General features: G+C 62.3%; 20 protein-coding genes and 1 tRNA gene. 12 read left to right on the top strand and 9 right to left on the bottom strand.

Features of this window, described 5'->3' with window-relative positions; all coding sequences use genetic code 11:
• Positions 1–2: 2 nt before the first annotated feature.
• On the bottom strand, positions 3–440 hold the full coding sequence (locus tag HHL22_RS13915) for a GNAT family N-acetyltransferase (protein WP_169531954.1): 438 nt from the start codon (positions 438–440) through the stop codon (positions 3–5).
• 71 nt (positions 441–511) lie between these two features.
• A complete protein-coding gene (locus HHL22_RS13910) occupies positions 512–1,645 on the bottom strand; it encodes a PhoH family protein (RefSeq protein WP_169531953.1) in 1,134 nt (377 codons plus the stop codon).
• 168 nt (positions 1,646–1,813) lie between these two features.
• On the opposite strand from HHL22_RS13910, the gene HHL22_RS13905 reads away from it, so the two are divergent.
• Positions 1,814–2,635: an SAM hydrolase/SAM-dependent halogenase family protein gene (locus HHL22_RS13905; protein ID WP_169531952.1), complete on the top strand. Its 822-nt coding sequence runs from the start codon at positions 1,814–1,816 to the stop codon at positions 2,633–2,635.
• Positions 2,636–2,989: 354 nt separating this feature from the next.
• Here HHL22_RS13905 and HHL22_RS13900 read toward each other — a convergent pair whose 3' ends face one another.
• Positions 2,990–3,169 (bottom strand): hypothetical protein, encoded by a 180-nt coding sequence (locus tag HHL22_RS13900; RefSeq protein WP_169531951.1) that lies wholly within the window; start codon positions 3,167–3,169, stop codon positions 2,990–2,992.
• 263 nt (positions 3,170–3,432) lie between these two features.
• Here HHL22_RS13900 and hscB point away from each other — a divergent pair, with 263 nt between their 5' ends.
• A complete protein-coding gene (gene hscB / locus HHL22_RS13895; protein ID WP_169531950.1) occupies positions 3,433–3,981 on the top strand; it encodes a Fe-S protein assembly co-chaperone HscB in 549 nt (182 codons plus the stop codon).
• A gap of 23 nt (positions 3,982–4,004) precedes the next feature.
• A tRNA-Leu gene (locus HHL22_RS13890) sits at positions 4,005–4,086 on the top strand.
• Between the two features lie 335 nt (positions 4,087–4,421).
• On the opposite strand, the gene HHL22_RS13885 is transcribed toward HHL22_RS13890, so the two are convergent.
• Complete coding sequence (locus HHL22_RS13885; RefSeq protein ID WP_169531949.1) at positions 4,422–5,855, bottom strand: Fic family protein; 1,434 nt, start codon at positions 5,853–5,855, stop codon at positions 4,422–4,424.
• 446 nt (positions 5,856–6,301) lie between these two features.
• A complete protein-coding gene (locus tag HHL22_RS13880; protein WP_169531948.1) occupies positions 6,302–6,772 on the bottom strand; it encodes a hypothetical protein in 471 nt (156 codons plus the stop codon).
• Positions 6,773–7,055: 283 nt separating this feature from the next.
• On the opposite strand from HHL22_RS13880, the gene HHL22_RS13875 reads away from it, so the two are divergent.
• From HHL22_RS13875 to HHL22_RS13865, 3 genes are all read left to right on the top strand, one after another.
• Positions 7,056–7,589: a Crp/Fnr family transcriptional regulator gene (locus tag HHL22_RS13875; protein WP_169531947.1), complete on the top strand. Its 534-nt coding sequence runs from the start codon at positions 7,056–7,058 to the stop codon at positions 7,587–7,589.
• Positions 7,590–7,658: 69 nt separating this feature from the next.
• Entirely contained in the window at positions 7,659–9,161 is a 1,503-nt protein-coding gene (locus HHL22_RS13870; protein ID WP_169531946.1) for an FAD-dependent monooxygenase, read from the top strand.
• Between the two features lie 406 nt (positions 9,162–9,567).
• Positions 9,568–10,122 (top strand): DUF4468 domain-containing protein, encoded by a 555-nt coding sequence (locus HHL22_RS13865; RefSeq protein ID WP_169531945.1) that lies wholly within the window; start codon positions 9,568–9,570, stop codon positions 10,120–10,122.
• 51 nt (positions 10,123–10,173) lie between these two features.
• Here the strand turns inward: HHL22_RS13865 and HHL22_RS13860 are convergent, their stop codons facing one another.
• Positions 10,174–11,139, bottom strand: a complete 966-nt coding sequence (locus HHL22_RS13860; RefSeq protein ID WP_169531944.1) for a glycosyl hydrolase — start codon at positions 11,137–11,139, stop codon at positions 10,174–10,176.
• A 139-nt stretch (positions 11,140–11,278) separates the two neighbouring features.
• Positions 11,279–14,113 carry a S9 family peptidase gene (locus HHL22_RS13855; RefSeq protein WP_169531943.1) on the bottom strand — a complete coding sequence of 945 codons (2,835 nt, stop codon included), beginning with the start codon at positions 14,111–14,113 and terminating at the stop codon, positions 11,279–11,281.
• Between the two features lie 248 nt (positions 14,114–14,361).
• Between HHL22_RS13855 and HHL22_RS13850 the strand changes: the two genes are divergently transcribed.
• The 6 genes from HHL22_RS13850 to HHL22_RS13825 all read left to right on the top strand — a co-directional run bounded on the left by HHL22_RS13850 (position 14,362) and on the right by HHL22_RS13825 (position 22,124).
• A complete protein-coding gene (locus tag HHL22_RS13850; RefSeq protein WP_169531942.1) occupies positions 14,362–15,465 on the top strand; it encodes an alpha/beta fold hydrolase in 1,104 nt (367 codons plus the stop codon).
• Positions 15,466–15,980: 515 nt separating this feature from the next.
• Positions 15,981–18,425: a M4 family metallopeptidase gene (locus HHL22_RS13845; protein WP_169531941.1), complete on the top strand. Its 2,445-nt coding sequence runs from the start codon at positions 15,981–15,983 to the stop codon at positions 18,423–18,425.
• A 456-nt stretch (positions 18,426–18,881) separates the two neighbouring features.
• The gene (locus tag HHL22_RS13840) at positions 18,882–19,112 is read left to right on the top strand and encodes a hypothetical protein (RefSeq protein WP_169531940.1); all 231 of its coding nucleotides are present in this window, start codon (positions 18,882–18,884) and stop codon (positions 19,110–19,112) included.
• A 305-nt stretch (positions 19,113–19,417) separates the two neighbouring features.
• A complete protein-coding gene (locus tag HHL22_RS13835) occupies positions 19,418–20,254 on the top strand; it encodes a bacteriorhodopsin (RefSeq protein ID WP_169531939.1) in 837 nt (278 codons plus the stop codon).
• A gap of 117 nt (positions 20,255–20,371) precedes the next feature.
• Positions 20,372–21,367, top strand: a complete 996-nt coding sequence (locus tag HHL22_RS13830; RefSeq protein ID WP_169531938.1) for a Brp/Blh family beta-carotene 15,15'-dioxygenase — start codon at positions 20,372–20,374, stop codon at positions 21,365–21,367.
• A gap of 28 nt (positions 21,368–21,395) precedes the next feature.
• Positions 21,396–22,124, top strand: coding sequence for a plasmid pRiA4b ORF-3 family protein (locus HHL22_RS13825; protein ID WP_169531937.1), 729 nt, complete (start codon positions 21,396–21,398; stop codon positions 22,122–22,124).
• A 90-nt stretch (positions 22,125–22,214) separates the two neighbouring features.
• On the opposite strand, the gene HHL22_RS13820 is transcribed toward HHL22_RS13825, so the two are convergent.
• Positions 22,215–24,500, bottom strand: a complete 2,286-nt coding sequence (locus HHL22_RS13820) for a xanthine dehydrogenase molybdopterin binding subunit (RefSeq protein ID WP_169531936.1) — start codon at positions 24,498–24,500, stop codon at positions 22,215–22,217.
• Positions 24,501–24,654: 154 nt separating this feature from the next.
• Positions 24,655–26,181, bottom strand: coding sequence for an FAD binding domain-containing protein (locus HHL22_RS13815; protein ID WP_169531935.1), 1,527 nt, complete (start codon positions 26,179–26,181; stop codon positions 24,655–24,657).
• Positions 26,182–26,256: the final 75 nt, after the last annotated feature.

The raw sequence follows: 26,256 nt of genomic DNA, 5'->3' as shown, positions 1-26,256 counted from the left end.
CCCTAGGCCCCCAGCACCATCTTATAGTGCTGAATGTCACACTCCTCGAACAGCTCCCCCACCTTGCCAAAACCCGTGCGCTCGTAGAGCGGTATGGCGCGCAGCTGGGCGTGCAGGTACACCTGGGCGGCGTCGGGGGCTTCGGCGCGCACGTCGGCCAGCACCTGGTGCACCAGCGCCTCGCCCACCCCTAGGTTCCGAAACTCGGGCAGCACGGCGAAGCGCTCCAGCTTGACGCCGCCCGCGGTGGGGCGCCAGCGGGCGGCCCCGGCCGGGTGGCCCTGGTAGCGCGCCAGGTAGTGGCGGGTGGTGGCGGCGCGGTCGTGCTCGTCGTACTCAGCATCGGCCGGCACGCCTTGCTCCTCCACGAATACTTTTTCGCGAATGCTGAAAGCCGCGTCCAGGTCGCGCAGGTCGGTTATTTTTTCGGCGGTGGTCATAAGCACTAATTCTAGTGGCAAAGAAAAGCCCCGGCCAGAGTTGGCCGGGGCTTTTCACGTAAAAATGGACCCTAGAGCGCCTGCTCGTGGTTGACGGGCAGCTCGGCTTCGGGCAGGTCATAGGCGCGGTCGTCGGGGTGGCGGCGGTCGCGGTAGCTGTTGTTGCCGCGCTCGGGGCGCTCGTCGCGGCCGTAGGGGCGCTGCTCGTTGCCCTCGCGGCGGCGCTGCTGGCGCTCGGCGTCGCGGCGCTGCTCAGCCACGTCAAACTTGTCGTAGGCTTGCACAATCTCCTTCACCAGGCGGTGGCGCACTACGTCTTCAGCCGTCATCTCGACGTAGCCGATTCCGGGGATATTCTTCAGAATATCCAGCGCCTGCATTAGGCCCGACTTCTGACGGGTGGGCAAGTCAATCTGGCTGCGGTCGCCGTTCACCATCACCTTCGCGCTCGGGCCCATGCGGGTCAGAAACATCTTGATTTGCGAGGGCGTGGTGTTCTGGGCCTCATCCAGCAGCACGAAGGCGTTGTTGAGGGTGCGGCCGCGCATGTAGGCCAGGGGCGCGATTTCGATAATCTTGTTTTCCTGATAAAACTTCAGCTTCTCGGCCGGAATCATGTCCTCCAGGGCGTCGTAGATGGGGCGCAGGTAGGGGTCTACCTTCTCCTTCATGTCGCCGGGCAGGAAGCCGAGGCTTTCGCCGGCCTCCACCACGGGGCGTGAAATGATGATTTTTTTAACTTCCTTATTCTTAAGCGCCCGCACGGCCAGCGCCACCGAAATGTAGGTTTTGCCGGTGCCGGCGGGGCCTAGGGTAAAGGTGAGGTCGTGCTTGAGCACGGCATCCACCAGCTTCTGCTGGTTAGGGGTTTTGGCCTTAATAATGCCACCCTTGGCGCCGAACAAGATGACGTCGGGCGAGGCGGCCAGCACCCGCCCTTCGGCTTCCTCGGAGGTAGCCGAGAGGTGCAGGTTCACGTCGCGGTCCGTTACGAGGCCGTACTGGTGGTAGTGCTCGATGAGGGAGGAGAGGATGTCATTGACCCGCGAAATAACTTCGGTAGGGCCCTGAATCTTAATCTCATTACCCCTGGATATAATTTTAGAGCCCGGAAAAGCGGCGGCAATGCGACGGATATTCTGGTTATCGGCCCCGAGGAAATCAACCAGGGAGACGTTTTCGAGGGTGATGACTTTTTCGACCAAGCGGCGAGAAAAAAAGGATGGGAAATGGCAGTTGAAACCTACTGGGCCGGCCCTTACTGGCCGCGCCGGGTGGGGCGCGAGCCTGGGCCTGGCACTACTTTTGCGCCCGCGCCGGCCCTAGGGCCTTCGCCTAAAACAATACTACGAAGAAACTACTAACCGACTGGCATGGGGCTTCTGACGCTGCTTACGGACCTGGGCTACCGCGACCACTACGTGGCGGCGCTCAAAGCTCGTTTGCTGCAACTGGCCCCCGCCGTGCCGGTGCTGGACATCAGCCACGGCGTCGAGCCCTATAACATCGCCCACGCCGTCCACGTTCTCCAAGCTGTATTCCGGGAGTTTCCGCCGGGCACCACGCACCTGATTACGGTGCGCGAATACGGGATAAGCGCGGGCGAAAACGCGCCCGGCCCCGGCTGGCTGGCGGCCGAGCACGAGGGCCACTTCTTTGTGGCAGCCGACAATGGCCTGCTGGCGCTGCTGTGCGGCGGGCCGCCCGAGCGGCTGGTGCGCCTGGCGCTGCCCGCGGCCCTGCTGCTCACCGACCTGGCCGCCCTGCCCCGCACCCTCAACCCCACGTTTGAAGTGCTGCTGCCGGCGGCCGTGCGCCTGGCGCGCGGCGAGGCCCTGGCTAGCCTGGGCACGCTAGTGACAGATTTGTACGTGCTGAAATTTCCCGAAATTCGGATTCAGGACAACCGCATTACCGGGCACGTGGTGCACGTGGACCATTACGGCAACGTGATAACCGACATTACCCGCGAAGCAGTGGAGGTAGTGGGCCGGGGCCGGCCGCTGGCCGTGCACTTCGGGCGCGAAGTGGTGCGCGAGGTGCGCCCTCACTTCGGCGCCGCGCCGCCCGGCGAGGTAGTGTGCGCCTTCAACCCCCAGGGTTTCCTGTGCGTGGCCATTTGCGAGGGCAACGGCAGCGAGCTGCTGGGTCTCTACTTTAACTCGCAGGTAGACGTGCGCTTTGCCAGCGCATAGGCCCTAGGCCTGATTACAGCAGTTTCGCAGTCGGTGGCTGTAGGTGCGGGGCTGGCCCCCGCCCGTCGCCTGCACCACTTAGGCGATAGACTTGTTACTGAATTAGATTTCTTGGAAAAGACCGTCATGCTGAGCTTGCCGAAGCATCTCTACCACGCCGCCTAGGGGTCGTTCAGTAGAGATGCTTCGGCAAGCTCAGCATGACGCGCTTATTTGATTTTTGATTTTCCTTGCTTAGGAACGAGTCTGATTTCGTTCACCCGCAGGGCGGCGGTGCTAACGGCGGGCGGGGGCCAGCCCCGCCCCTACAGCCACCGACCGCGAAACTGCGCTAGGTGGCTGGCAGCAACTACCTTATTTCTTTACAGAATCAGCCGGCACGGCGGTGCTGTCGGAAGCGGCCATGCTGGACGCCGGTACTACGGTAGCCGTTTTTTCGGGGTCGGTAGCCTTGGGCTTGTCTGAGCACGAAGCGGCTAACAGGGGCAGCGCAGCCAGGGCTGCGAGCAACAGGGGACGAGTGGTACTACGCATAAACTACTTATGTTGAAGGGAAAAGGAGCTTGGCTGTACGCTCGAAACGGCGCGGGGTTGAGCCACTAGGCGCTTATCCACCCCGGAACGCCTTGCCTCAACCAGCCTGGCCTAGGGGCAGCACCGGGGCGGCAAGGCAGTGGCGAGCGGGTGCCGGGCGGCCAGCAGGGCCCGTTGCGCGCGGGCCAGCCCTAACCGTAGCGGCTGGTTGGCGGTACTATAGCTGCGCCGGCTGGGCTCCTCACCTTCCCAGCGCGCTTCTCATGCCTACTACCCCCAGCTATTTTGCCTTTTACGACTTGCCCGAGGGCTTTTTGCTCGACGAGGCCGCCCTCAAGCGCAAGTACTACCAGCTCAGCCGCGAGCTGCACCCCGATTTCCACGCCCAGGACACGCCCGCGGCCCAGGCCGAGGCGCTGCGCCTCTCCACCCTCAACACCGACGCCTACCGCACCCTGGCCGACCCCGACCGGCGCATGGCCTACCTGCTAAGCCAGCACGGCCTGCTGGAAGAAGGCAGCGCGCAAAACCAGCTTCCCCCCGACTTTTTGATGGAAGTAATGGAGCTGAACGAGCAGCTGATGGAGCTGGAGCTGGAACCCGACCAGGCCGCCGCCGAGCAACTAACCCAGGAGGTAACGGCCCTGACCGATACGCTCGACGCGGGCATTCAGCCGGTGCTGGCCGGCTACCCCCAGCTGCCGCCCGACCACCGCCCCGCCGCCCTAGCCCAGGTGCGCACCTACTACCTGAAGAAACGCTATCTGTTGCGGCTTCGGCAGCAATTAACTACCTTTGCGGCCCGCTCGTGATTACCGGCCGAGCGGAATAGCTTGCCTGGATGGCGGAACCGGTAGACGCGATGGTCTCAAACACCATTACCGCAAGGTGTGCCGGTTCGACTCCGGCTCCAGGTACTCGGAGAAGCTAAAAAGCCTCCAGAGCTACTAAAACCCCCTTTTCAGTCCCGCTGAGAAGGGGGTTTTGCCATTTTAGGCTTACTCCCTACTGACCAACCCACATGGAGTACTCAGCCGAAGTGGTACTGTGCTGGCTGGCGTGCAAAGGCGGGACTTGTTAGGTGCGCCTGTTGGTGGTGCTCTAGCGCATACCTTGAGTCGTCTGCGTTAGTCCGCATGCTAGTAGCTGATGAAGCCCGGCGCCTGGGTATCTCCTAGGGGTGACTGGGGTATATAGAACGAGAAAGCCCGGCCGGTTGGTCGGGCTTTTTTTTAAACAAAAAAGTCTTAGATTAATCAGAGGCAATTCGTGAATCTTTAATTTTAGCGTTTATTCTATCCATCATTTCTTTAATAACTATATCAGAAATATTATTCAATTCGACTTCTGACAATGATTTAGGATAACCACCTTTGAATATTTTACCATTTGAAAACTGAGTATGAACAGTAAAATAAGTTAAATAAAAATTAACTGCAATATAATCATTCAATGATTCTATAGGAAAATTTGGTTTAAATTCTTCGAATATAAAATTAATTTTTAGATGAATAAAATTTTTAGGAAATATATTAGTATTTTTTTTGAAATAATCTAAAATGTATGTATGCAAATTCGGAGCAAAATCTGAATAAAATTTAACAATTGGAACCGATTCGTATGAAATACCATTAGTCGTTCCACTATTGCCATTAATAGCAGTTGTTATAGTAATATATGCGTTTGACTTAAAAAATAATCGGCTGATTTTAAGCAACCTTACTTCCAATAAATACAATAGTGGTTTAAATAAAAAACTATTAGTCTGCTTAATAATATCAACGCTAAGAGGCTCTTTAGTCAGTTCTTCGTCATCAAAGCTAGCGATAAACAAATCAAGTTCTTTATCTAAATCATCAACTTCTGAAATATCCTCACCTCGCATCCCTTTCAAATAAATTTCTAATGAATGAATGAGCAATTCTGCAAAGTACTCTATCAAAGGCTCATCTAAACCTGCATCTGCTTGGTTCAATATACTATAATATATACTTTTGTTCTCTTTTCGCACTACTATTGGTGGAAAATTAGCTTGCATCAGAATTAAATTAGATAGTAAGCGGGACATACGTCCATTACCATCATCAAAGGGATGAATGGCCACAAACCGATGATGAAATAGAGCGGAAAGCACTAATGGGTGCATCTTCTTTCGATTTGCACGATACCATTCCATCAACTCATGCATCTTCGCAGGCGTTTCTTCTGGTGTAGCATAATAATGTATCTGCCCAGTGCGAGTTTCTACATGATTCGGAGAGCTTTTATACACTCCTAATTGGATAGTTTTGGATGTTACTTGTCCATCTGCTGTTTGCGCCCTCGATTGGTATGGTTCAACCAATATCATTTGGTGTAGTCCTCGAATATCACGCTCTGTTAACTCACTTCCTTGCTGTTGCATATCCACTAAAAAATCAATGGCCTCGTTGTGGCCCTTGATGTCGAGGTGGTCTTTCAGCGGCTTGCCCTTAGCCGTTAGCCCCTCCATGATAAAGGCTACCGTTTCGCCGTAGTTCAAGCTGTTGCCCTCAATCGAGTTGGAATTGTAATTCCAATCCAGCCGGTACTTCTGAAAAATCTTGTCAACCAGTTCTGGCTTAACGGGGCGTAGCACCTCAATCTGCGCTTGCAGGTTATCAATGCGGTCGAGCAGCGTTTGAACGGCGGGCGAGTATTGAGCCATGAATTAGGCAGGTAGGAGATGAAAAGACAATTATACCTTAGCTCGCAGTTTTCAGTAGCGTGACGTTACAAGCTAACTTGGAATTAAAGCACAAAAAAGCCCCGGCCTTGCGGTTGGGGCTTTTCACTTATAAACCCTACCCTTTACACTACCACCAAGCGGCGGTTGCCATACTTCACCTTGCGGCGTTGCGGCTTTTTCGTAAAGCGCGTGTCCGGTGCCGCGTAGGCCTCCTTGATTCCACGCATAACCTCCCGGCATTTACAGCTGGGGGCACCTAGAATAATTGCGCTCGTGTTGGTCAGCTTGCTCGGCCGGGGTGGCTACACCTCTTCGGGTTGGTTAGCCGTGGGCCTAGGGGTAGCGGCGCAGCTCCGGCAGCTGGTTCTCGGTGCGCTAGCCTTTGTCCTTGGTCGAGACCCGCGCGTAGAGGGCGACTTTCATGCTCACGCGCCGAAATCATCATTCAGGAATTTGAGCGTAGTAACCGGCACTTCCACCAGTTTCCCTTGCGTATTCACCTCCCAGACGCGCAGCAGGTTGCGCAGGTATTTTTCGCCCAGCGCGTCCTTTTGGCAGAGCACAAAATACCGCCTATCCGTAGCCTTACCGGCCGTAGTAGCGCGCATCGCCGTGGTGAGGTAGTTTTTGGCAGCATCCAGTTGCAGCTGCACCGTGTCGGCAATTTGATAGCGTGGGGACTCCTTGGCCGGGCTACTGCGCTTTTCATACGCCAGCACGACTTTTCCGCTCTGGCAATTGCCCGGCTGCAACGTGTAGCAGGAAAGAATGGATTTCTCCGGCACGAGCGAGGCTTGCTGGCAGGCCGAGTACCCGGGTAGCGTAATAACCGGCGCTTTGGCCGAGGGAGAGGCAATGCCGAGTAGGTAAGTGAGCGGCAGGAAAAGCAGGTTCATGGGCTAGGCTGGAAAAGGATGAAGAAGAGGTGATGACGCACCAAATATACTCCAGTGAAGAGACCTTTCGCGGAGTAACTGCTAGGATGCGATTCCAACACGTAAAGGTTGTTTTTTGACGTTTTTTGATACCCTTATTGGAGCACTGAAAAAATGGTTACGGCGCTAAATAGTAAGAGCTAGCAGGATATTACCGCTTTGGCCGAGGTGCCGAGACTGCTAGCCGCCTGGTCGCCTACTAGGCAAAGCGCATCTGGTCAGGCAGTTGGGTATAAATTTGCGCATGCTGGATTCCGCAAGCCTCCTGGCCCTGCTTCAAGACACTTTCACCCGCGAAGAATTTCCCGCCAAAAGCCTGCTGGTTAAAGAAGGGGCTTTGGCCAAGAAGCTGTTCTACATCGAGGCCGGCGGCTGCCGCGCCTGGTTCAGGACCGACGCGGGCAAAGAGGTCACCATGAATTTTGGGTTTGAAGGCAGCTTCGTGTCGTCGATGGAAACGCTGCTGGCGGCGCAGCCCAGCTGGTACAGCGTAGAGACCCTGGAGCCGACGGTGGCCTACAGCATTCCCCTAGGGGAGTTTCAGGCCCTGAAAGCCACCGCGGGCGAGTGGCAGACCGCCTACGTAGCCTACGTCGAAAGCCGGCTGCTGCACTACCAGCAGCTCTTTATTGCCCGCCTCAGAGACAACCCAGCCGCCCGGTACCGCGCCCTGCTGGCCCACCACCCCGAAATTATTCAGCGGGTGCCCCAGCACTACATCGCGTCCTTTCTCGGCATCACCCCCGTCTCGCTGAGCCGCATCCGCAACCGCAAGTAGGAACTTAACAATTGTTATCGCTGGCCGGGGGCCGGCCGCCTTGTTTTGCGGCTCTAAACCCCCTAGGCGATGAACCACACCACCGTACTGATTAGTGGGGCCGGCCCCACGGGCCTCACCCTGGCCTGCGAGCTGGCCCGCCGCCAAGTGCCGCACCGGCTGGTGGAGCGCCTGGCCGCGCCGCCCCGCGGCTCGCGGGCCAAGGGGCTGCAGCCGCGCAGCCTGGAAATCCTAGGCCACCTGGGCCTGGCCGAAGCCTTGCTGGCCGCCGGCCATACCGACCTGCCCTACCGCAAGTTCGCGGGCGACCAGCTGCTGGGCGAAACGCCCCGCCGCCCTTCTTTGCGCCCCGACACCCGGTATCCCGACGTGCTGCTGCTGCCCCAAACCACCGTGGAAGCCGCCCTACGGGCGAAGCTGAGCGAGCTGGGCGGCGCGGTGGAGTGGGCCACGGAGCTAGTCGATTGCTCGCCAACTGCCACCGGCCTCACCTGCCGCCTGGAGCACCCCAATTGGACGGAGGAGCTGACGTGCACCTACCTGGTGGCCTGCGACGGGGGCAAAAGCCCCACCCGCAAGCAGCTGGGCATCGAGTTCGTGGGCGAAACGCACCAGCAGGAGCAGCTTTGGGTGGGCGACGTGGAAGTGGCTGGGCTCACCCCCGATGCCTGGTACAACTGGCTGAGTCCGGAGTTCGGGCTGGCCTTCGCCTTATTTCCCTTTAAGCACAGCCCCAGCTGGCAGCTGCAAGCGGTGGTGCCGCCCGCGGCCGATGGCACCACGCCCGCGCCCACCCTAGCCGGCTTCAACCAGTTGTTTCAGGCGCGGACCCACTTGGCGGGCGTGACGTTTACGAGCAGCAGCTGGCAATCCATTTACCGCGTTAACGTGCGCCGGGCCGCGCGCTACCGCGTCGGCAATGCCTTTCTGGCCGGCGATGCCGCCCACGTGCACTCCATCGCGGGCGGCCTGGGCATGAACACGGGCATCCAGGACGCCTTTAACTTGGGCTGGAAGCTGGCCGCCGTTGCCAGGGGCGAGGCAGCCGACGCGTTGCTGGACACCTACGCGGAAGAGCGTATACCCATTGCCGAGTGGCTGCTGCAAACCAGCTCCGACCGCCAGCGGGCAATGCTGCAAGCAGCTACTACCGGCCAGGGAGCCTTCGAAGCCATTGCCACCCCCGATACCACGCAGCTCAACCTGCACTACCGGGCCAGCTCCCTAGCTGTGCCCGGCGAGCCGACGCCTAGGGGCTTGCAAGCCGGCGACCGGGCGCCCGACGTGCAGCTGGCCACGGGCAACTGGCTTTCCGACCAGCTGCGGGGCCCCGACTGGAAGCTCTTGCTCTTCGGCCCGGCCGACGTGGCCGCCCCGCCCTACCTGACGCTCCTCGCCGCTGATGATGCCGCGCTACGCCAGGCGTACGGCTTGTCCGACGGGCTGGTGCTAATTCGCCCGGACGGCTACATCGCCCTTATCACCACGCAGGCGAGCGAAGTGTCCACCTATTTTGCGCGCCTGCAGCCAGCCGCCGGGCAGCCTGCCGCGCCCCTCCCGAAGCAGACCTGACCGGATAACTAAGTACTCGTGCCTAGGTAAACAGGCAGTCAAAAAAGGCGGTCACCCCTAGGGCAGCGGCGCTAACAGCGGGCGGGGGCCAGCCCCGCCCCTACTGCATAATGACTGCGAAATTGCTTTAGAACCGAACCTATCCGGAAAATAACATTCCTTGTAAAAGCACGTCATGCTGAGCTTGTCGAAGCATCTCTACCGAACGTCACCCGAACGGCGCGTTAGAGATGCTTCGACAAGCTTAGCATGACGACCAAGTATTTTCCGGGTAGGCTCTTATTAACGCCATTTGTCAGCTTCGGCCGTTTCAGAACTTTGCGGATTATGCGCTGGTTTACGCTACTTTCACCGCCATATGCGTTGGCTCTAAGCCCATCGCTACGCCTGCTAACTCGCCCATTACGTGCAAAAACTCTTCTGCCTCCTGCTTTGCCTAGGCTTGGGCCGGCCGGCCTTTAGCCAACAGGGGCGGGCTTGGGCGCTCGATGCCCAAACCCAGCGCATCACGTTTGAAGGCACCTGCCTGGTGGCCGGCGCCAGCCAGAGCGAGCTAGCGGCCCGCACGCGCAGCTGGGCGGGTGCCCGGCGCCCGGCTACTAAGCCGCTGGTTGTTGCGGCGGCGCCCGAAACCGGCGTGGCCGTCCTCACCGGCACCGAGGAAATGCTCTACCCCACTCCCACTCAGCTCGTGCGCGTGCCCCTGCACTACACGCTCACGCTCACGCTGGAGGCGGGCAGCTACCACTACCGCGCCACGGATTTTGTGGTGGAAACGGCCGGCAGCCCGGCCCCCGTCTACGTACCGGCCGAAACCTTTTTGGCGCAAGTACCCGCGGCTGCCGGCCCAAACTACCCGTATTTGGTGCGCACCGCTTTTGAGGAAGCTACTGCCCAGCTCCTCGGGTCGCTGCAAGCGCAGCTGACACCCGCCCCTACCCAGCCGCTCCAGGCTGACTAGGCTCGTAGGCCCAGCCTTTGCGCGCCTACACCACCCTAGGCCTGCCTGGCGCTACCAGCCGGGCAGCTCGTCGCGCGTCAGCACGCGCGGGTCCGCGTACAGGCGCTTGATGGCTTCGGTGGTGTTCTTTTCCGCTACCAGCTCGGCCCAGCCCATGAAAAACACCCAGCGCGGCTGCCGGGCCAGTAGCGCGGGCGTGGGCAGCACGGCGCACTCGCCGATGGCCATTGGCTTGGCGCCCACGATGGGCAGCAGGTAGTCGTACCACGACTGGTCGTAGCCCTGGCCATACACGTCGAAGGCGAATACGTCCCAGTACTGCGGGCCGGGGTCGTACTGGGCCAGGTCGCGGCTCATATCCTGCACGTCCCACACCCAGATGAGGTTGGTAAGGCCCTTGGTTTGGGTGAGGTAGTCGTGGGTGAGTTGGTAGAGGCGCGCGGTGCCCCGCGGCCCCGGCCGCCCGCCCCACCAAAACTTGCCTTGGTTCATCTCGTGCAGGGGTCGAAACAGCACCTCTACCCGCTGGTCCTTCAGGTACTGCAGGTACTTGGCAATGTCGTCCATGCGCGCCTGCCAGGCCTTATTTAGCGGCGTGCCGGCGGTCAGTAGCTCCTGCCACTGCGCGTCCGTCAGCAGCTGGTTGAGCAGGCCGGGGTCCCAGCTGCAGGGCTCGCCGGTAGTAGGCGGGCAGGCGTGCCACATGATATTGACCACCGCACCGCGCCGGTACTGGCGCACGGCCTCCCGTATCATCGTCCAGCGCTGGTCGATGTTTTCCTGCTGATACAGGAAGTCGCCGCTCCACAGCGCGGGGTACTTGCCCGTGGTGTGGTGGATGTATTTGGTCCACTTGGTGGGCTCGGCGTTGGGCTCGCGGTTGTGCTGCCCGGCCAGGGTGCGGGTGCCCGCCACGCGCCGCAAGTACGGCAGCACCTTGGTTGACTGGGCAACGGCCCTAGGGGCTGCCAGCAGCGCTACCCCTAGGGTTGCTAGCAGAAAGAAGAATTGTAGCATAAGGCACTGTCGTAAAAAATGAAAAGAACGTCATGCTGAGCGCAGCCGAAGCATCTCTCCCGAACGATACGGCGTGGTAGAGATGCTTCGACAAGCTCAGCATGACGTTCTTTTTTCGATTACTACCCCCTAGGGCCCACTACTTGCTCGATACCTCCAGGCCCCAGTTGCGGCCCTTCTCTACGGCGGGCACGCCCTTGTCGAGCCACACCGGGGCGGGGGCGCCCTTGAGGTAGTGGTCGAAGAACTGTAGCTCGCGGATGGAGATGTCTTTGCGGTTTTCGCGCTTCACCAGGTTGTGGGCCTCGCCGTTGTATTGCAGCAGCCACACGGGCTTGCCCAGGCGGCGCAGGTCGGTAAACATCTCGATGCCCTGGTACCAGGGCACGGCGCCGTCGGCGTCGTTGGCCATTATCACCACCGGCGTTTGCACCTTGGGCAGCGAAAACAGGGGCGAGTTGCGGATGTAGAGGTCCGGCTTTTCCCAGAGCGTGCCGCCGATGCGGCTCTGGGTGTGCTCGTACTGAAACTGCCGGCTCATGCCCGACTCCCAGCGGATGCCGCCGTAGGCCGAGGTCATGTTCACGACGGGCGCGCCGGCCCAGGCGGCGGCGTACATCGGAGTTTGGGTGATGAGGTAGGCCACCTGGTAGCCGCCCCAGCTCTGGCCCTGGAGGCCGATGTGGGCGCCATCCACCCAGGCGTTTTTCTTCAGGCTCTCCACCCCCGAGTTAATAAAATCAACCGCCGAAGGGCCGGGCTCGCCGATGGTGTAGCTGATGTCGGGCGTGAACACCAGGTAGCCGTTGCTGGCAAACAGGGCCAGGTCGAGGCGCGAGGGCGTGGGCGCCGGGGCGTTGTAGTGGTAGAGGTTTTCCGACAGCTTCTCGTAGAAATACACCACCATCGGGTACTTCTTGGCGGGGTCGAAGTTCTCGGGCTTGTAGAGGATGCCGGTGGCGGCGTGGCCCCTAGGGGTGGTCCAGTGCACCAGTTCGGCCGTAAACCAGTTGTAGTCCTTCTGCTGCGGATTAATGCTGCTCAGGCGCGTTTCGTGCACCAGGTCGCGGCTCACGTAGAGGTCGGGCGGGGCCTGTACGCTCTGCTTGGTATAGGCGAAAACGGGGGCGTGCTTGGCTTGCAGCAAGGGCGAGTAGCTGACGGGCCCTAGGGCCACCCGCTGCGGCGCCTGCGCGCTAGCTAGGCTCTTCTTGTAGTAGCCCCACTGCTTGGTGCTGTCGGCCTGGGTCAGCAGCCACAGCTCGGCTTTGGGCTCGATGAACTTTTGCTTCGGGATGGGCAGCTCGTAGCGGAAGCGCAGCCGCTGGCGGCGGCCCAGCCCGGCCGTGAAGTTGGTGGCCGCGCCGGTGCGTGGGTTCAGCTTCCAGATGTCGTAGCGGTCGTACACCAGCAGCGCCTCGTCGTTCTTCGTCCAGGCGGCCACGCCGTAGGGCTGCGGGTCGTCGGGCGAGTCGTTTTCCTCGTCGGCCATCGCCACGCCGGTTTTGGCGGTCAGGTTGGTGGTTTTGCGGGTGGCTACGTCAAACGAAAACCAGTTCTTCTGCTCGTAGTCGTACCACACCACGTAGCGGCCCTGGGGTGAAAGTTGAAACCGGCTCTTGGCGGCCTTGGGGTTGATGGCGATGCGCTCGCCGGTGCGCGTCGATACCAAGTAGGCTTGCTTCAAGGTGTTGCCCTGCCACTGCATCGCCACGCGCTTGGCCGTGTCGGTCACGGCCAGCACGTACTCGGCGTCGCGCTGCTCGGCCACAAACGAGTCGCGCAGGTACTCGTCCTCCAGCTGCACGAACTTGCCCCCGGCCCTGGGGTAGATGACGGCCAGGTAGTTACGTTGCAAGTCCTTCTTCAGTGTTTTCAGCTGCATGGGCTGCAGGTAGTCGTCCTTGTAGTTCCAGATGTCGAGCTTGGCGTGCTCAAAGTCCACCAGCGTCGTGTCCTGCGGCACGGGGTCGGGCGCGGTGCCAAAAAAGAGCTTCTCGCCGTTGTCGCTGAACGCCACTTTGCCAAACCCGCTCGGCGACCAGCCCCGCTTAAGCACGCTGGCCCCCGGCGCCAGCAGCAGCCGGGCGCTGTCGGCGCCGGCCACGGCGGCGTAGTAGAGGCTAAAGGGCTTGACGAGCGCCTTTTCGGGAAACTTCTCGGCCGTGAACGCCAGCTGCTGGCCCGCGTCGTCGAAGGCCAGGTTCTTGTACACGCCCTTGCCCGCGCTCACCCGGCGCAGGCGTCCGCTGGCCAGCTCCAGCACAAACAGGCCCGACTTGGTAGCTTTATCACCCCTAGGGGCCGCCACGGCAAAAGCCACCGCGTTGCCCGGCTTACTGAGCTGGTAGTCCGTCACGGCCTCGAAGGTGCGGGCCGGGCCGCCCGTCAGGCGCAGCACCGTCAGCAGGGCGCCTTCCTTCTTGACTTCCAACAGCTTATCGGTTATTTTCTTCACCGTATCCACGGGCGCCGCTTTCTTCAGTGAGTCCTTCACGGCCGGCTTGGGGCCTAGGAAAGCCAGCACCGGCGCCTCCTCGGCCAGCTGAAACGACTTGACGTTGGCGTACTTGGTGAGCTGCCCGGTAGCCAGCGCCAGCACGCCCAGCGAGTCTTTGGGCATCTGGTCGGGCTTCTTCTTTTTGATGCGCGCCTGGCGCACGTCCTGGTAGCGGGGCTTGATGCTGAACACGGCGTAGCGCGAGTCGGCCGAAAACTGGGCCGAGTCGCCGCGCGGCACCTGGCGCACCAGCCGGCCGCCGGTGGTTTTGATGTACAGCACGCCGTCGCCCTGTTGGGGCTTCACCTGGTAGAGCACGTACTGGCCATTAGCGCTAAGGTGCTGGTTGGCCACGCTTTGCCACTGGTCGTACACGGTGTGGTCGAGGGGCTTTTTGGGGGCCTGCTGCCCTAGGGCGGGCAGGCTCGCGGGCAGGCTGGCCAAGCCAGCGAGCAGCAATAGGTATTTCAGCATGCGGGAAGTTAAGCTATGAAATAGAGCGCAAAGCCGGGCGGTGGCCGGGCAGCCGCGGCGCCCGGCAAGCTAAAGGCGCGGGTAGGACGGGCCGGGCTGCTTGCGCGGGCGGCCGCCCAGGGGCGGCGGGGCCGCTAAGCACCTGGCAGCCAGCGGGGCCACCGGTGGGCAATTTAAGTTTTTTGCGCTTCATTTGGCGGGTAGCTAGCGGCCCGGCTGCTGGCGTTTCACTTGTTGCTTCCTTACCTATGCTGCTTTTTCGCATGGCCCTGCTGCTGGGCTGGCTGGCGCTGCCCGCCGCCGGCCAGGCCCCCACCCAGCCCTACCCCAGCCCCCAAACGGGCGATTACGAGCTGCCCAACTTCCGCTTTGCCAGCGGCGAAACCCTGCCCGAGCTGCGGCTGCACTACACCACCCTAGGGCAGCCCCGGCGCGATAAAAGCGGCCGGGTAACCAACGCCGTGCTCATCATGCACGGCACCACGGGTGCGGGCGGCGCCTTCCTCAACGCGCAGTTTGCCGGGCACCTATTTGGGCCAGGCCAGCTGCTGGATGCCACCCGGTACTACCTCATCCTGCCCGACGCCATCGGCCACGGCCAGTCGAGCAAGCCCAGCAACGGGCTGCGCATGCAGTTTCCGAAGTACACCTACGACGACATGGTGCAAGCCGACTACCAGCTGCTAACCCAAAAGCTGGGCGTGAACCACCTGCGCCTGGTGATGGGCACTTCAATGGGCGGCATGGAAACCTGGGTGTGGGGCTACCAGCACCCCGATTTTATGGATGCGCTGCTGCCTCTGGCCAGCCTGCCCGTCGAGATAGCCGGCCGCAACCGCATGCTGCGCAAAATGGCCATCGACATGATAGAAATGGACCCGGCCTGGCAAAACGGCCAGTACGCCACCGAGCCCCGCGTGGGGCTGGCCGGGGCCGCCTCGTCGCTCATCATGATGACCAGCAGCCCCAAGCAGATGCAGCGCCAGGCACCCACCCGCACCCTGGCCGAAGCAGCGCTGGCCAAAACCGAAGCTAACTTTTACAAAAGCCTCGACGCCAATGATTTCATCTACCAGTTCGACGCCTCGCGCGACTACAACCCGGCCCCGCACCTGGGGGCTATTCGGGCGCCGCTGTTCGCCATCAACTCGGCCGACGACCAGGTGAACCCGCCCGAGCTGGGTATTCTGGAAGTAGAGATAAAGAAGGTGCCCAGGGGCCGCTACATCCTGCTGCCCATCAGCGACCTGACTACCGGCCACGGCACCCACTCCAACCCTGCCATTTGGGGCCCCTACCTGCAAGAGCTGCTGCGCCTGACGGAGCCAGCCCCGCACCCGGCCGCTAACTAGCCGGCTTCTAAGCAACTATGGAAGCTCCGCCCCTGCCGCGCCGCGCGTGGGGGCGGGGCTTTTTATGTAACCCGGGCTGGGCGAGCGTAGCGGCGGCAGCCGGCGTAGGCGGGGCCGCCGGCCAGCCCACTAGCCGCGCCTAGGCCACCTTGCATATAGCAGGGCAGCTATAGCTAAGCATTCGATAATGGTGTAAAATTAGGGCTTTATAGCTCTATTTTTTTCTGATTTAAATGCTATTTCGGCCGCTATCAATTGGTAGGCCAACTACTTGGGCACGGTGGGCGGGCGGGCAGCGACAAGTTCAACTAATCTTCATTTAAAACGAGCTAAACCGATTTAGCGAAACCTAAAATAAAATTTTATGACTCTCAATCACTTGAAAAGCCCTTTGCTTACTTCATCAAACCTACACGTAAGGCTTTTTGCCGGCTTAAAAATTCCGCTTAGCTTGCGCCAACGGGAGTAGAAATTCTACTTTTTTTCTTCTTTTCTCTTTTCCTAAACCACCCTTTATGACGAATAAGTACTACGCAGCTGCTTTACTCGCCAGCGCAGCTCTGCTGCCCCAACTGGCGCGCGCCCAGGACGGCGCCAAGGTGCAGCAGAAAGCAGTGGGGGCCGATGGCCAGCCTACGCTGGTGGCCTTTTCGGCCGCCGCCCGCGCCACGCTCAGCGCCACCAATGCCGCCCAGGTGCTGCGCCAGCAGCTGCCGGTGGGCCGCTACGACGAACTGCGCGCCGCCCGCTTCGAGGCCGACCCGCAGGGCTTCACGCACCAGCGCTTCGAGCAGTACTACCGGGGCGTAAAGGTGGAGCACGCCAGCTACACCGTGCACGCCCGCCAAAACCAGGTGCAAAGCATCAGCGGCGACTTTGAGGCCGTGGACGAGCAGCTGAGCGTGCAGCCCACCCTAGGGGCCGACGCGGCCCTGAGCCGCGCCCTGGCCAGCATCGGGGCCCGGCGCTATATGTGGCAGGAGCCCGGCATGGAGGCCTTCTTGCAAAAGCAAACCGGCCGCGCCGACGCCAGCTACCGCCCCAGCGGCGAGCTGGTGCTGGTGCGCGACAACCGCCAAAGCGCCGACAACACCGGCCCGCTGGTGCTGGCCTGGAAGTTCAACATCTACGCCGCCGCGCCCCTAAGCCGCGCCTACTACTACGTGCACGCCCAAACCGGCGAAGTGGTGCTGCGCGACGATATTATTAAGCACGCGGGCGCCACGGCCAGCTTTGCCACGGCCTACAGCGGCACCCGCTCGCTGGCCACCGAAACCACCACTGGCGGCTACCGCCTGCGCGAGTACACCCGCGGCAACGGCATCGAAACCTATAACCTGAAGACCGGCACTAACTACAGCGCGGCCGTGGACTTTGTGGATGCCGACAACAACTGGACCGCGGCCGAGTACAACAACGCCGCATACGACAACGTGGCCGGCGATGCCCACTTCGGCGCCCAAAGCACCTACGACTACTGGAAAGAGGTGCACGCCCGCAACAGCTACGACAACGCGGGCGCCAAAATCAAGAGCTACGTGCACTACAGCAAGAGCTACGAAAACGCCTACTGGGACGGCACCGAGATGACCTACGGCGACGGCGCCACCACCTTCAAGCCCCTGACGGCGCTGGACGTGTGCGGCCACGAAATCGGCCACGCCGTGTGCGAACACACCGCCAACCTGACCTACAGCAACGAGAGCGGCGCCATGAATGAGGGCTTTTCGGACTGCTGGGGGGCCAGCGTGGAGAAGTACACCGTGGACAAGCTGGGCCTGACCGGTAAGAGCACCTGGGACATTGGCGAGGAGATTATGAAAGCCGGCGGGGCGCTGCGCTCGATGAGCAACCCCAACCTGTATGGCCAGCCGGCCTACTACAAGGGCAAAAACTGGTACAGCGGCACCAGCGACAACGGCGGCGTGCACACCAACTCGGGCGTGCTCAACTACTGGTACTACCTGGTGGCCGTGGGCAAGAGCGGCACCAACGAAGCCGGCAACAGCTTCAGCGTGACGGGCCTCGGGCTGGGCGACGCGGCCAAGATTCTGTTCCGCACCGAGAGCGTGTACCTCACGGCCAGCTCGACCTACGCCAATGCCCGCATCTACTCCATTCAGGCGGCTACCGACTTGTTTGGGGCCACCTCGACCCAAACCCAGGCCGTCACCAACGCCTGGTACGCGGTAGGCATTGGGGCCGCCTACGGCAGCACCACCCCGCCGCCCACCACCACCGCCTACTGCACCAGCAAGGGCGGCAGCCAGGCCTACGAGTACATCGACTACGTGAAGCTGGGCAGCCTGGCGCGCACCAGCGGCGCCGATGGCGGCTACTACGACGGCACGGCCAGCAGCACCAGCGTGGCGGCCGGCAGCAGCCAAACCATCAGCTTCTCGGCGGGCTTCAAGAGCACGGCCTACACCGAATACTGGAAAATCTACATCGACTACAACCAGGACGGCGACTTCGGTGACGCTGGCGAAACCGTGGTGAGCGGCAGCAGCAAGAGCACCGGCACCCTGACCAGCACCTTTACGGTGCCTGCCAGCGCCAAAACCGGCAAAACTCGCCTGCGCGTGGTGATGAGCGACGCCAGCACCACCACCAGCTGCGGCAGCTACAGCTACGGCGAAACCGAGGACTACTCGCTCAGCATTACGGGCGGGGCCGCCGTGGCGGCAGCCAGCCAGGGTATTGCGGCGGCCAGCGCCGTGGGCGGCGACGCCGTGCTAAGCCTCTACCCCAACCCCGCCGCCAGCGTCGTGACGCTGGAACTAAGCTCGGGCGCCGAGCTGCGCAGCGTGGAGGTGTTTGATGCCCTCGGCAAGCTGGCCCCGGCGGCCCGCTACCAGGGCGGCAGCCAGCTCGACGTGTCGGGCCTGGCGGGCGGCCTCTACCTGCTACGCGCCACCGACGGCGCCCGCACCTACGTGCAGCGCTTCACCAAGCAATAGGGCCCTAGGGGTACCTGGCACTAGAAAGCCCGGCCGTCAGGTCGGGCTTTTTTGGGTACGGCGCCAACCGAGCAGCTTTTTGCGGCAGGCCAGCATTAAGTAGTAAGTCATACGTAAACAGCTAGTCAAAAAGGCGGTCATGCTGAGCCCCGCGAAGCATCTTGGCTGGCGGTTCCGCCTCGAACGAAGCGGTAGAGATGCATCGACAAGCGGACGCCAGATGAGCATGACCGCCTTTTTGACTAGCTGTTTACGTATGACTTACTACTTAAGCGCAACGCGGCAGGCAGCCCACGCTTGCCCAAGCCTGGCGCAAGGCACTGCTTATTCAGCTGGGCACTTCGCACCGTAGCTGGCTGACCGGCTCGGCTCGCCGGGTTAAAAAATACGTGTTTTCCACACCGCTCTTTGTTGATACTCATTCGTATAGCCCTACCGAACCAACCTTATTTCGTGATGCGGAAAACAACCTGGTACCTGGCTCCGGCTCTGCTTTTTGTGAGCGCTGCCTTGCTTAGCTCGTGCAGCAATTCGGCTACTACCGACACCACTACCACCACGCCCACCAGTACCCTCGGCACCGACTCGGCCGCCGACAAGGTAGGGGGCACCATGATGGCTGACTCGGCCAGCAAGATGTCGGCGCCCGGCAACACCCTGGCGGCCGATTCTACCAAGAAGATGTAGGCCTGTGCCCCGCGCAGACTACGGCGGCCGGCCTGGGGGAGCACCCTGGGCCGGCCGTTTTTTTATGATGCGGCAGCTGTCGTCCCGGCCCCCTAGCCCTCCCTCGGCGTGCCCGGCGGTTTTGGCTAGCAACGCAAAAAGCTTTGCAATAAGGACGACTGTTAAGAAACGCTGTAAGCTGAAAATCATTTTATTATAACTTCATATTAAATTCATACAAATTTAGAGGCTTTTTTTTGCACTATTCTACTAACCAACTACTGAGCAAGGCGTAGAAAAAGTAGTTTCCCCTTAACCCTTTTTCTATGAACTTCAACGGCGACTTTGTTCCTACCGCGGCTGAGGTTGGCATTCTCCCCATGCTAACCTACTACACCATGACGGTAGCGACGTATTGCTTTCTGGGCAGCGTAGTGTTCAGCTTCCTCACCAACCAGAGCGTGGCGCCCGAGCACCGGGTATCGCGGGCTTACGGGGCCATTATTTCGGTGGTAGCGGGCGTGTCGTACCTGCTCATCACGCGCTTCTACCACGGCATGCTGCACGACCTCGGCCAGCTTAGCTCGCCCGAGGCCCGCACGGCGCTCATCCGCCACAGCTACAACGCCATTGGGCAATACCGCTATATGGACTGGGCCGTGACCACGCCGCTGCTGCTGCTAAAGGCAGCTTCCATGTTCCGCATCAAGCTCAGCGAGGCCACCGGGGCCATCCTGCTGATGATGATTGCCGACTTTCTGATGGTGGTGACGGGCTACATCGGGGAGCAGCAGCTCGACGCCAGCGGCGAGATAATCGTGGGCCAGAAGCTGCTGTGGGGAGCCATTTCGACGGTGTTTTACGTGGTGGCGCTGGTAGCGCTGTTTGGGTTGTATAAGCGCTTCCGGGAGCGGGGCAGCGCCGTGGAGAATTGGGGCTTCCGCTTCATTGGTATCACGGCCGTTACCACTTGGGGCGTGTACCCGCTGGGCTACATGCTGACCATGACCAGCATTGATTTGAATTACATCCACCTCACCTTCAGCGTATTTGATGTGTTCAATAAAGTAGGCATCTCGGTAGTGGCCTACCTGGTGGGCAAGCAGATGCTGGATGAGCGCCTGAACGAGAAGAAGGTGCTTGACGGCTACACCACGGCCTAGCCCCTACTTGCTGGCCGCGGAGCCTGCCCCTAGCCCCTTGCCGCCCCGCCAAGGGTTAGGGGCAGCCTTTCGTTTACTGCCCGCGCCTCTACGCGCCCGCTGCTTTTTCTGCCTGCCATGCTGCCATCCTTTTCTTACGCGGCTACTGCCTGGGCGCCGGCCCGGCTGGGCCCGCTGCGCTACTCCTACGCGGCCGTGCTGGCGGCCGTGGCCCTGGGGCTGCTGGTGCCGGCCTGGGCGGGCTGGGTGCTGGGGCCGGTGCTGCTGCTGGGGCTGGTGGGGCTGGGCGTAGCCCACGGCGCCTGCGACCAGTTTGTGGTGCCGGCCACGCACCCCCGGCTGGCCCGCCACCGGGGGCGCTACTGGGTGGTGTTTTTGGGCGGCTACCTGGGGCTGGCGGCGGCCGTGGGGGCACTGTGGTGGTGGCAGCCGGGGCTGGCAGTGGCCTTTTTCTTCGGCCTATCGGCTTGGCACTGGGGCTCGGGCGATGCCCCCGCAGCGGCGCGCTACCGCGGGCAGTGGCTGGCGCACAGCCTGCTGCGCGGAGGCCTTCTTTTTGCCGTGCCGCTGCTAGTCTGGCCCCAGCAAACCCAGGCGCTAACCAATGGCTTGCTGGCCCTGGCCGGAGCCGCGCCCGTGAGTGCGGCAGCCTTGGCAGCTGCGGCGCGGGTGCTGGGGCCAGTGGTGCTGGCCGGGCACCTGGCGCTGTGGGGCAGCTACGCGGCCACCGGTCAGGCCGAGCTAGCCCGCACCGACCTGCTCGAAACCGGGCTGCTGCTGGCCCTGCTGGGGGTGCTGCCGCCGGTGCTGGCGGGCAGCGTGTACTTCGTGTTTTGGCACAGCCTGCAGCACGTCTTGCGCATGAATGCAGTGATGGGGCACCCCGGTAGCACCCGGCCGCTCTGGGCCGAGATTGGCTTTTTCCTAAGGCGCTCGGCCCCGCTACTGGCCATAAGCGTGGCGGCGCTGGCGGGGCTCTACGCCTGGGAATGGACGCGGGCGGCGGGCGGCCCGGTACTCATTAGCTTGGCGCTGTTGGTGGCCTCGGTCGTGACGCTCCCCCACGCCCTGCTGGTGACCCTGGGGCTGGACGCGGCCCGCTGGCGGCGCTAAGCAGCCGGCGGCTTAGTACCTTGTCGGCATGGCTAACTTACTTACGCTCAAAGCAACGCTACGCTACACCAAGCCAGCCGTCTGGCGGCGCCTCGTGCTACCCGACACCTTCACGTTCTGGGAGTTGCACTTTGCGCTGCAACTGGCGTTTGGCTGGGGAAACGCGCACCTTTTCGAGTTTAGCACCGGCTGGGGCAGCCCCAGCGACTTCCTCACCGGCACACCGCCCGCGCAGCCCGGCAACGAGCAGGATATGCCCGAGTGGTGGCGCGACCCACGCCAGGTGGCGCTGACCGAGGTGCTGCGGGCTCCCAAAGACAAAGTCAGCTACGTGTACGATATGGGCGACCACTGGGAGCACGAGCTGGTGGTGGAGAAAACGGCCCCCTTGGCCGCCAGCGCGCCCCTGCCGCCCGTTCGCTGCCCCGATGGCCGCCGCGCCGGCCCGCCCGAAGACATAGGCGGCATTCCCGGCTACGAGATGCTGCTCGACGCGCTGGCCGAAAAAGCCGCCGGCACCCGCAAGCGCATGCCCAGCCACTTCGCCGGCCTCGGCAAGTACGACCCCGACCTGCCCGAACTGGACCTCGTGAACGAGCACCTGGCCGCGCTGCCCGACCTCATAGCCGAAGAAAATGCTTTTCTGGAAGAATACCGCCGGCAGCTGGCCGCCCAGCCCCGGCCCACCCGCCAGCAGCCCACGGCCGACCAGCTATTGCAACTGCTAGCGGCCCCAAAAAAGCCCAAGAAGTCCTAGGCGCAATTTTCAAGGTAACACGGTAAACGGGCCGCGCTGCCGCCCCCAGCCAGCCGGGACTAAGGCAGGCCTGCGGCAGCCCCTAGGCCCCTACCCCACCGCCACGCCCGCCGGCTCCGCCACCGCTTCCGGGTACAGCCCGCCGAGCACGCGCTCGGGCGTCATGGGCGCTACCAGGGGCAGCGCGGCGCCGGGGCGGAAGGCGCGGATGGCGTTGCGCAGGGCGAAGTAGGCGCCGATGCCGTACATGAGCGGCGGCTCGCCCACGGCCTTGCTGCGCAATACCGCCCTAGGGTGGCCGGGCGTGTCGAGGAAGTGCACGTCGAGCACGGCGGGCACCGAGTAGAGGTCCGGTATCTTGTAGCTGTTGAGCGAGTTGCTGAGCAGGCGGCCCTCCTGGTTGTAGCTGACTTCCTCCAGCGTCATCCAGCCGATGCCCTGCACCACGCCGCCTTCAATCTGGCCTTGGTCGATGGCGGGGCTGAAGCTCTGGCCGAAATCGTGGGCGATGCGCACGGCATCAATCGTGTAGGTGCCGCGCAGGCAATCGACGGTGGCGGTGGTGAGGGCCGTGCCGTAGACGTGGTAGGCGAAGGGGTGGCCGCTCTCGGTACTGGCGTCGAAATGCACGCCGGGGGTGGCGTAGTGGGCGTTCTCGCTCAAGCTCACGCGCCGCACGTAGGCCAGCAACACCAGCTTCTCCCAGGTGGTTTCGGCCGGAATGCCGGCGGCCAGCACCTGCTCGTCTTTTATTTCAATGCCTTCGTAGTCAACAGTGTACTCGGCGCCGGCCAGGCGCAGCAGGCGCTCGCGCAGGCGCTGGCAGGCCAGCAGCGTGGCCTGGCCGTTGAGGTCGGCGGTGGCGCTGGCGGCACTCGGCGAGGTGTTGGCCACGCGGGTGGTATTGGTGCTCTCAATTTTGACGCGGTGGATGCTGATGCCCAGCGTGCGGGCCGCCACCTGGGCGATTTTCGTGTTCACGCCCTGCCCCATTTCCACCGCCGCCGTGCTGATGCCCACCGAGCCATCGGTGTAGATGTGCACCAGCGCGTGCGCCTGGTTCATAAACGTCTTGGTAAACGAGATACCGAAGCAGATAGGCATCACAGACAAGCCTTTCTTAAACAACTTATTAGCGGCGTTAAAGGCCTCCACCTCAGCCCGCAGGCCGGGCAGGTCGAAGCGCTCGGCGGCCACGTCCCAGGCCTGCTCGGCGTGGCACAGCTCCGCTGGTTGTCTATACGGAAACAGGTCGCCCTCGCGCAGCAGGTTGCGGCGCTGAATCTCGGCCGGCGCCACCCCTAGGGCCTCCGCCGCCCGCACGATGGCCGATTCCATCACGAACATGCCCTGCGGCCCGCCGAAGCCCCGGAAGGCCGTATTGGGCGGCAGGTTGGTGCGGCACGAGTGCGCCGTGGCCGTGACGTTGGGGATGTGGTAGGCGTTGGTGGTATGGAAGAGGGTGCGCTCGAGTACGGCCGGCGAGAGGTCGGCCGCCGCGCCGGCGTTCTGGTAGTACTGCACCTCGTAGGCCACGATTTTCAGGTCCGCGTCGAGGCCGATTTTGAAGTCGGAGCTATAGGGGTGGCGCTTGCCGGTCATGCGCATGTCGGCCATGCGGTCGAGCACCAGCTTCACCGGCTTGCGGGTCAGGTAGGCCCCTAGGGCCGCCAGGCAGCCCCAGGGCGTGGCCTGGTCCTCCTTGCCGCCGAAGCCGCCCCCGAGGCGCGTCACGTCCACCTCTACCTGGTGCATGCCCAGGCCCAGCACCACGGCGCAGTGCCGCTGCACGGCCGTCGGCCCCTGCGTAGACGAGATGATGCGCACCCCGCCCAACTCGGTCGGGAAGGCGTAGGCGCCCTGCGTTTCGATGTACAAGTGCTCCTGCCCGCCGCTCTCGGCCACGCCCTCAAACACGTGCGCGCAGCCGGCAAACGCCCCGGTCGAGTCGCCGATGCGAAACGTGCGCGGCGGCACGATAAACTCGCCTAGCGCCGCCGCCTTCCTAGGGTCGGTGATGACAGGTAGTAACTCAATATCAGCCTGTATCAGCCGCAGCGCCGCGTGAGCCTGCCGCTCGGTGCGGGCCAGCACCAGCGCCACCGGCTGCCCCCGAAAATGCACGTGCCCCTCGGCCAGCAGCGGCTCGTCGGGCACGATGCCGCCAATCTGGTTGCGCCCCGGCACGTCTTGCGCCGTGAGAATGCGCGCCACGCCGGGCGCCCGGCGGGCGGCGCTCAGGTCGAGGCCTTTGAGCACGCCATGCGCTACTGGCGACTCGTACACGGCCGCAAATAAGGTGCCCTGCTGCTCGGGCACGTCGTCGAGATACTGCGATTCGCCGCGCACGTGGCGGTGGGGGTCGAGGTGGTTCATGGCAATCCTATCCTGGAAAAGAACGTCCTGCTCATCTAGCGTCCGCTTGCCGAAGCATCTCTACTACGCCGCTCGGGTATCGTTCAACGAGTTCTGCCAAGATGCTTCGGCAAGCGGACGCTAGATGAGCAGGACGTTCTTATATCTTATATACTTATAATACCATTTCCGCCGCCGCTCCAAACTGCGCGAAATGCGCCCACAGCAGCTGCCGCAGCAGCAGGCGCTTGTAGGCGGCGGTACCGCGCACGTCGGAGATGGGGCTGATTTCCGCCTGCATTACTTCGTTGGCCCCGGCTAGGGTATCGGCGCTCAGCTCGCGGCCCAGCAGGTAGGCGCTGGTGCGGCGCAGCAGCAGCGGCACCGGCCCCACCCCACCGGCTGATAGGCGAGCGGCGCCGATGGTGCCGTTTTCGAAGCGCAGCCAGCAGGCGGTATTCACGCTGGCGATGTCGAGGTGGGTACGCTTGCTTACTTTCTCGAAATGGAACAGGTCGCCGGGCAGCGGGGCGGGGAAGCTGATTTCGGTGAGCTGCTCGTGCGGCTCCTTATCCAGCTTCTTATAGCCCAGATACAGCTCCGAGAGCGGCAGTACGCGGGTAGCGCCGGTGGGGTCGGCGAGGGTGATGTCGGCCCCTAGGGCCAGGAAGAGGATGGTAAGGTCGCCGATGGGCGAGGCGTTGATGAAATTGCCGGCTACGGTGCCCATGTTGCGGATGGGCGTGCTACTTACCAGCTTCAGGTACTGCGGCAGGGCCGGCAGCAGCTCGCGCAGCAGGCTGCTTTCCAGCAGCTGCGTGGCGGTGGTGCCGGCCCCTAGCACCACGCGGCCACCCGCACCCTGGCGCACCCCGCGCCGGCCGCTTTCATCAAAGAGCAGGCGCACGGGCTGCTCGCGCAGGGCATCAAGCTGCTGCACCAGCAAATCGGTGCCACCGCCGAGCAAGGCGTGGCTGAATGGCTGATTGGCTGAACGGGTGCCGTTCTGATTTTGAGCGTGGCCGCTGGGCGGAGTTGTAACGGTGGCGCTGTCGGTGGGGGTGGGGGCGTGGCCGGTGCTATCTGCTGCCGTGGCTTTGGTAGCGGCGGTTTCGGTGCGCAACGCGGCTAGGTAGGTGGGCATCTGCGCAAAGTAGGCGGGCACGTAGTGCCGCTCAGTCAGCCACCCTAGGGCCCCAGTGGCGGGGCGGGCGGCCAGCGCGGCGGTGAGCTTCTCGGCGGCGCGCTCCAGCGACTTGTAGCCGGTGCAGCGGCAGATATTGCCGTCGATGGCGGCGCAGGTGCTGGCCGCGGTGGCGGGCTTATCGCCGAGGCTGTGGCCGGTCAGCGACATCACGAAGCCCACCGTGCAGAAGCCGCACTGCGCGCCGTGGCTGTCCACGATGGCCTGCTGCACGGGCGTGAGCTGTCCGCCCGCCCGGTTGATACCCTCTACCGTGACCACGTGCTTGCCGTGGCAATTGCCTAGGGGGGTTAGGCAGCTCGTCATGCTTTGGTACTGCACGCGCTCGCCGTCGGGCGTCAGCTCGCCCACCAGCACGGTGCAGGCGCCGCAGTCGCCCTCGCGGCAGCCGATTTTGGTGCCGGTCAGGTGTTCGTGGTAGCGCACGAAGTCGAGTAGCGGGCTCGGGGCGGGCTCGGTGGTGTGCACCGGCTGGTCGTTGAGGTAAAAACTAATCATAACCGCCTGCGTTTATCCTTTGGCCGATAAACGAATGGGTAAGATACTGCCGGGGGCGCTTCTGGCAAGCTAAGT

Source organism: Hymenobacter polaris, assembly GCF_012927305.1.
Lineage (GTDB): Bacteria > Bacteroidota > Bacteroidia > Cytophagales > Hymenobacteraceae > Hymenobacter > Hymenobacter polaris.
This window is presented reverse-complemented; position numbering and strand designations above follow the sequence as displayed.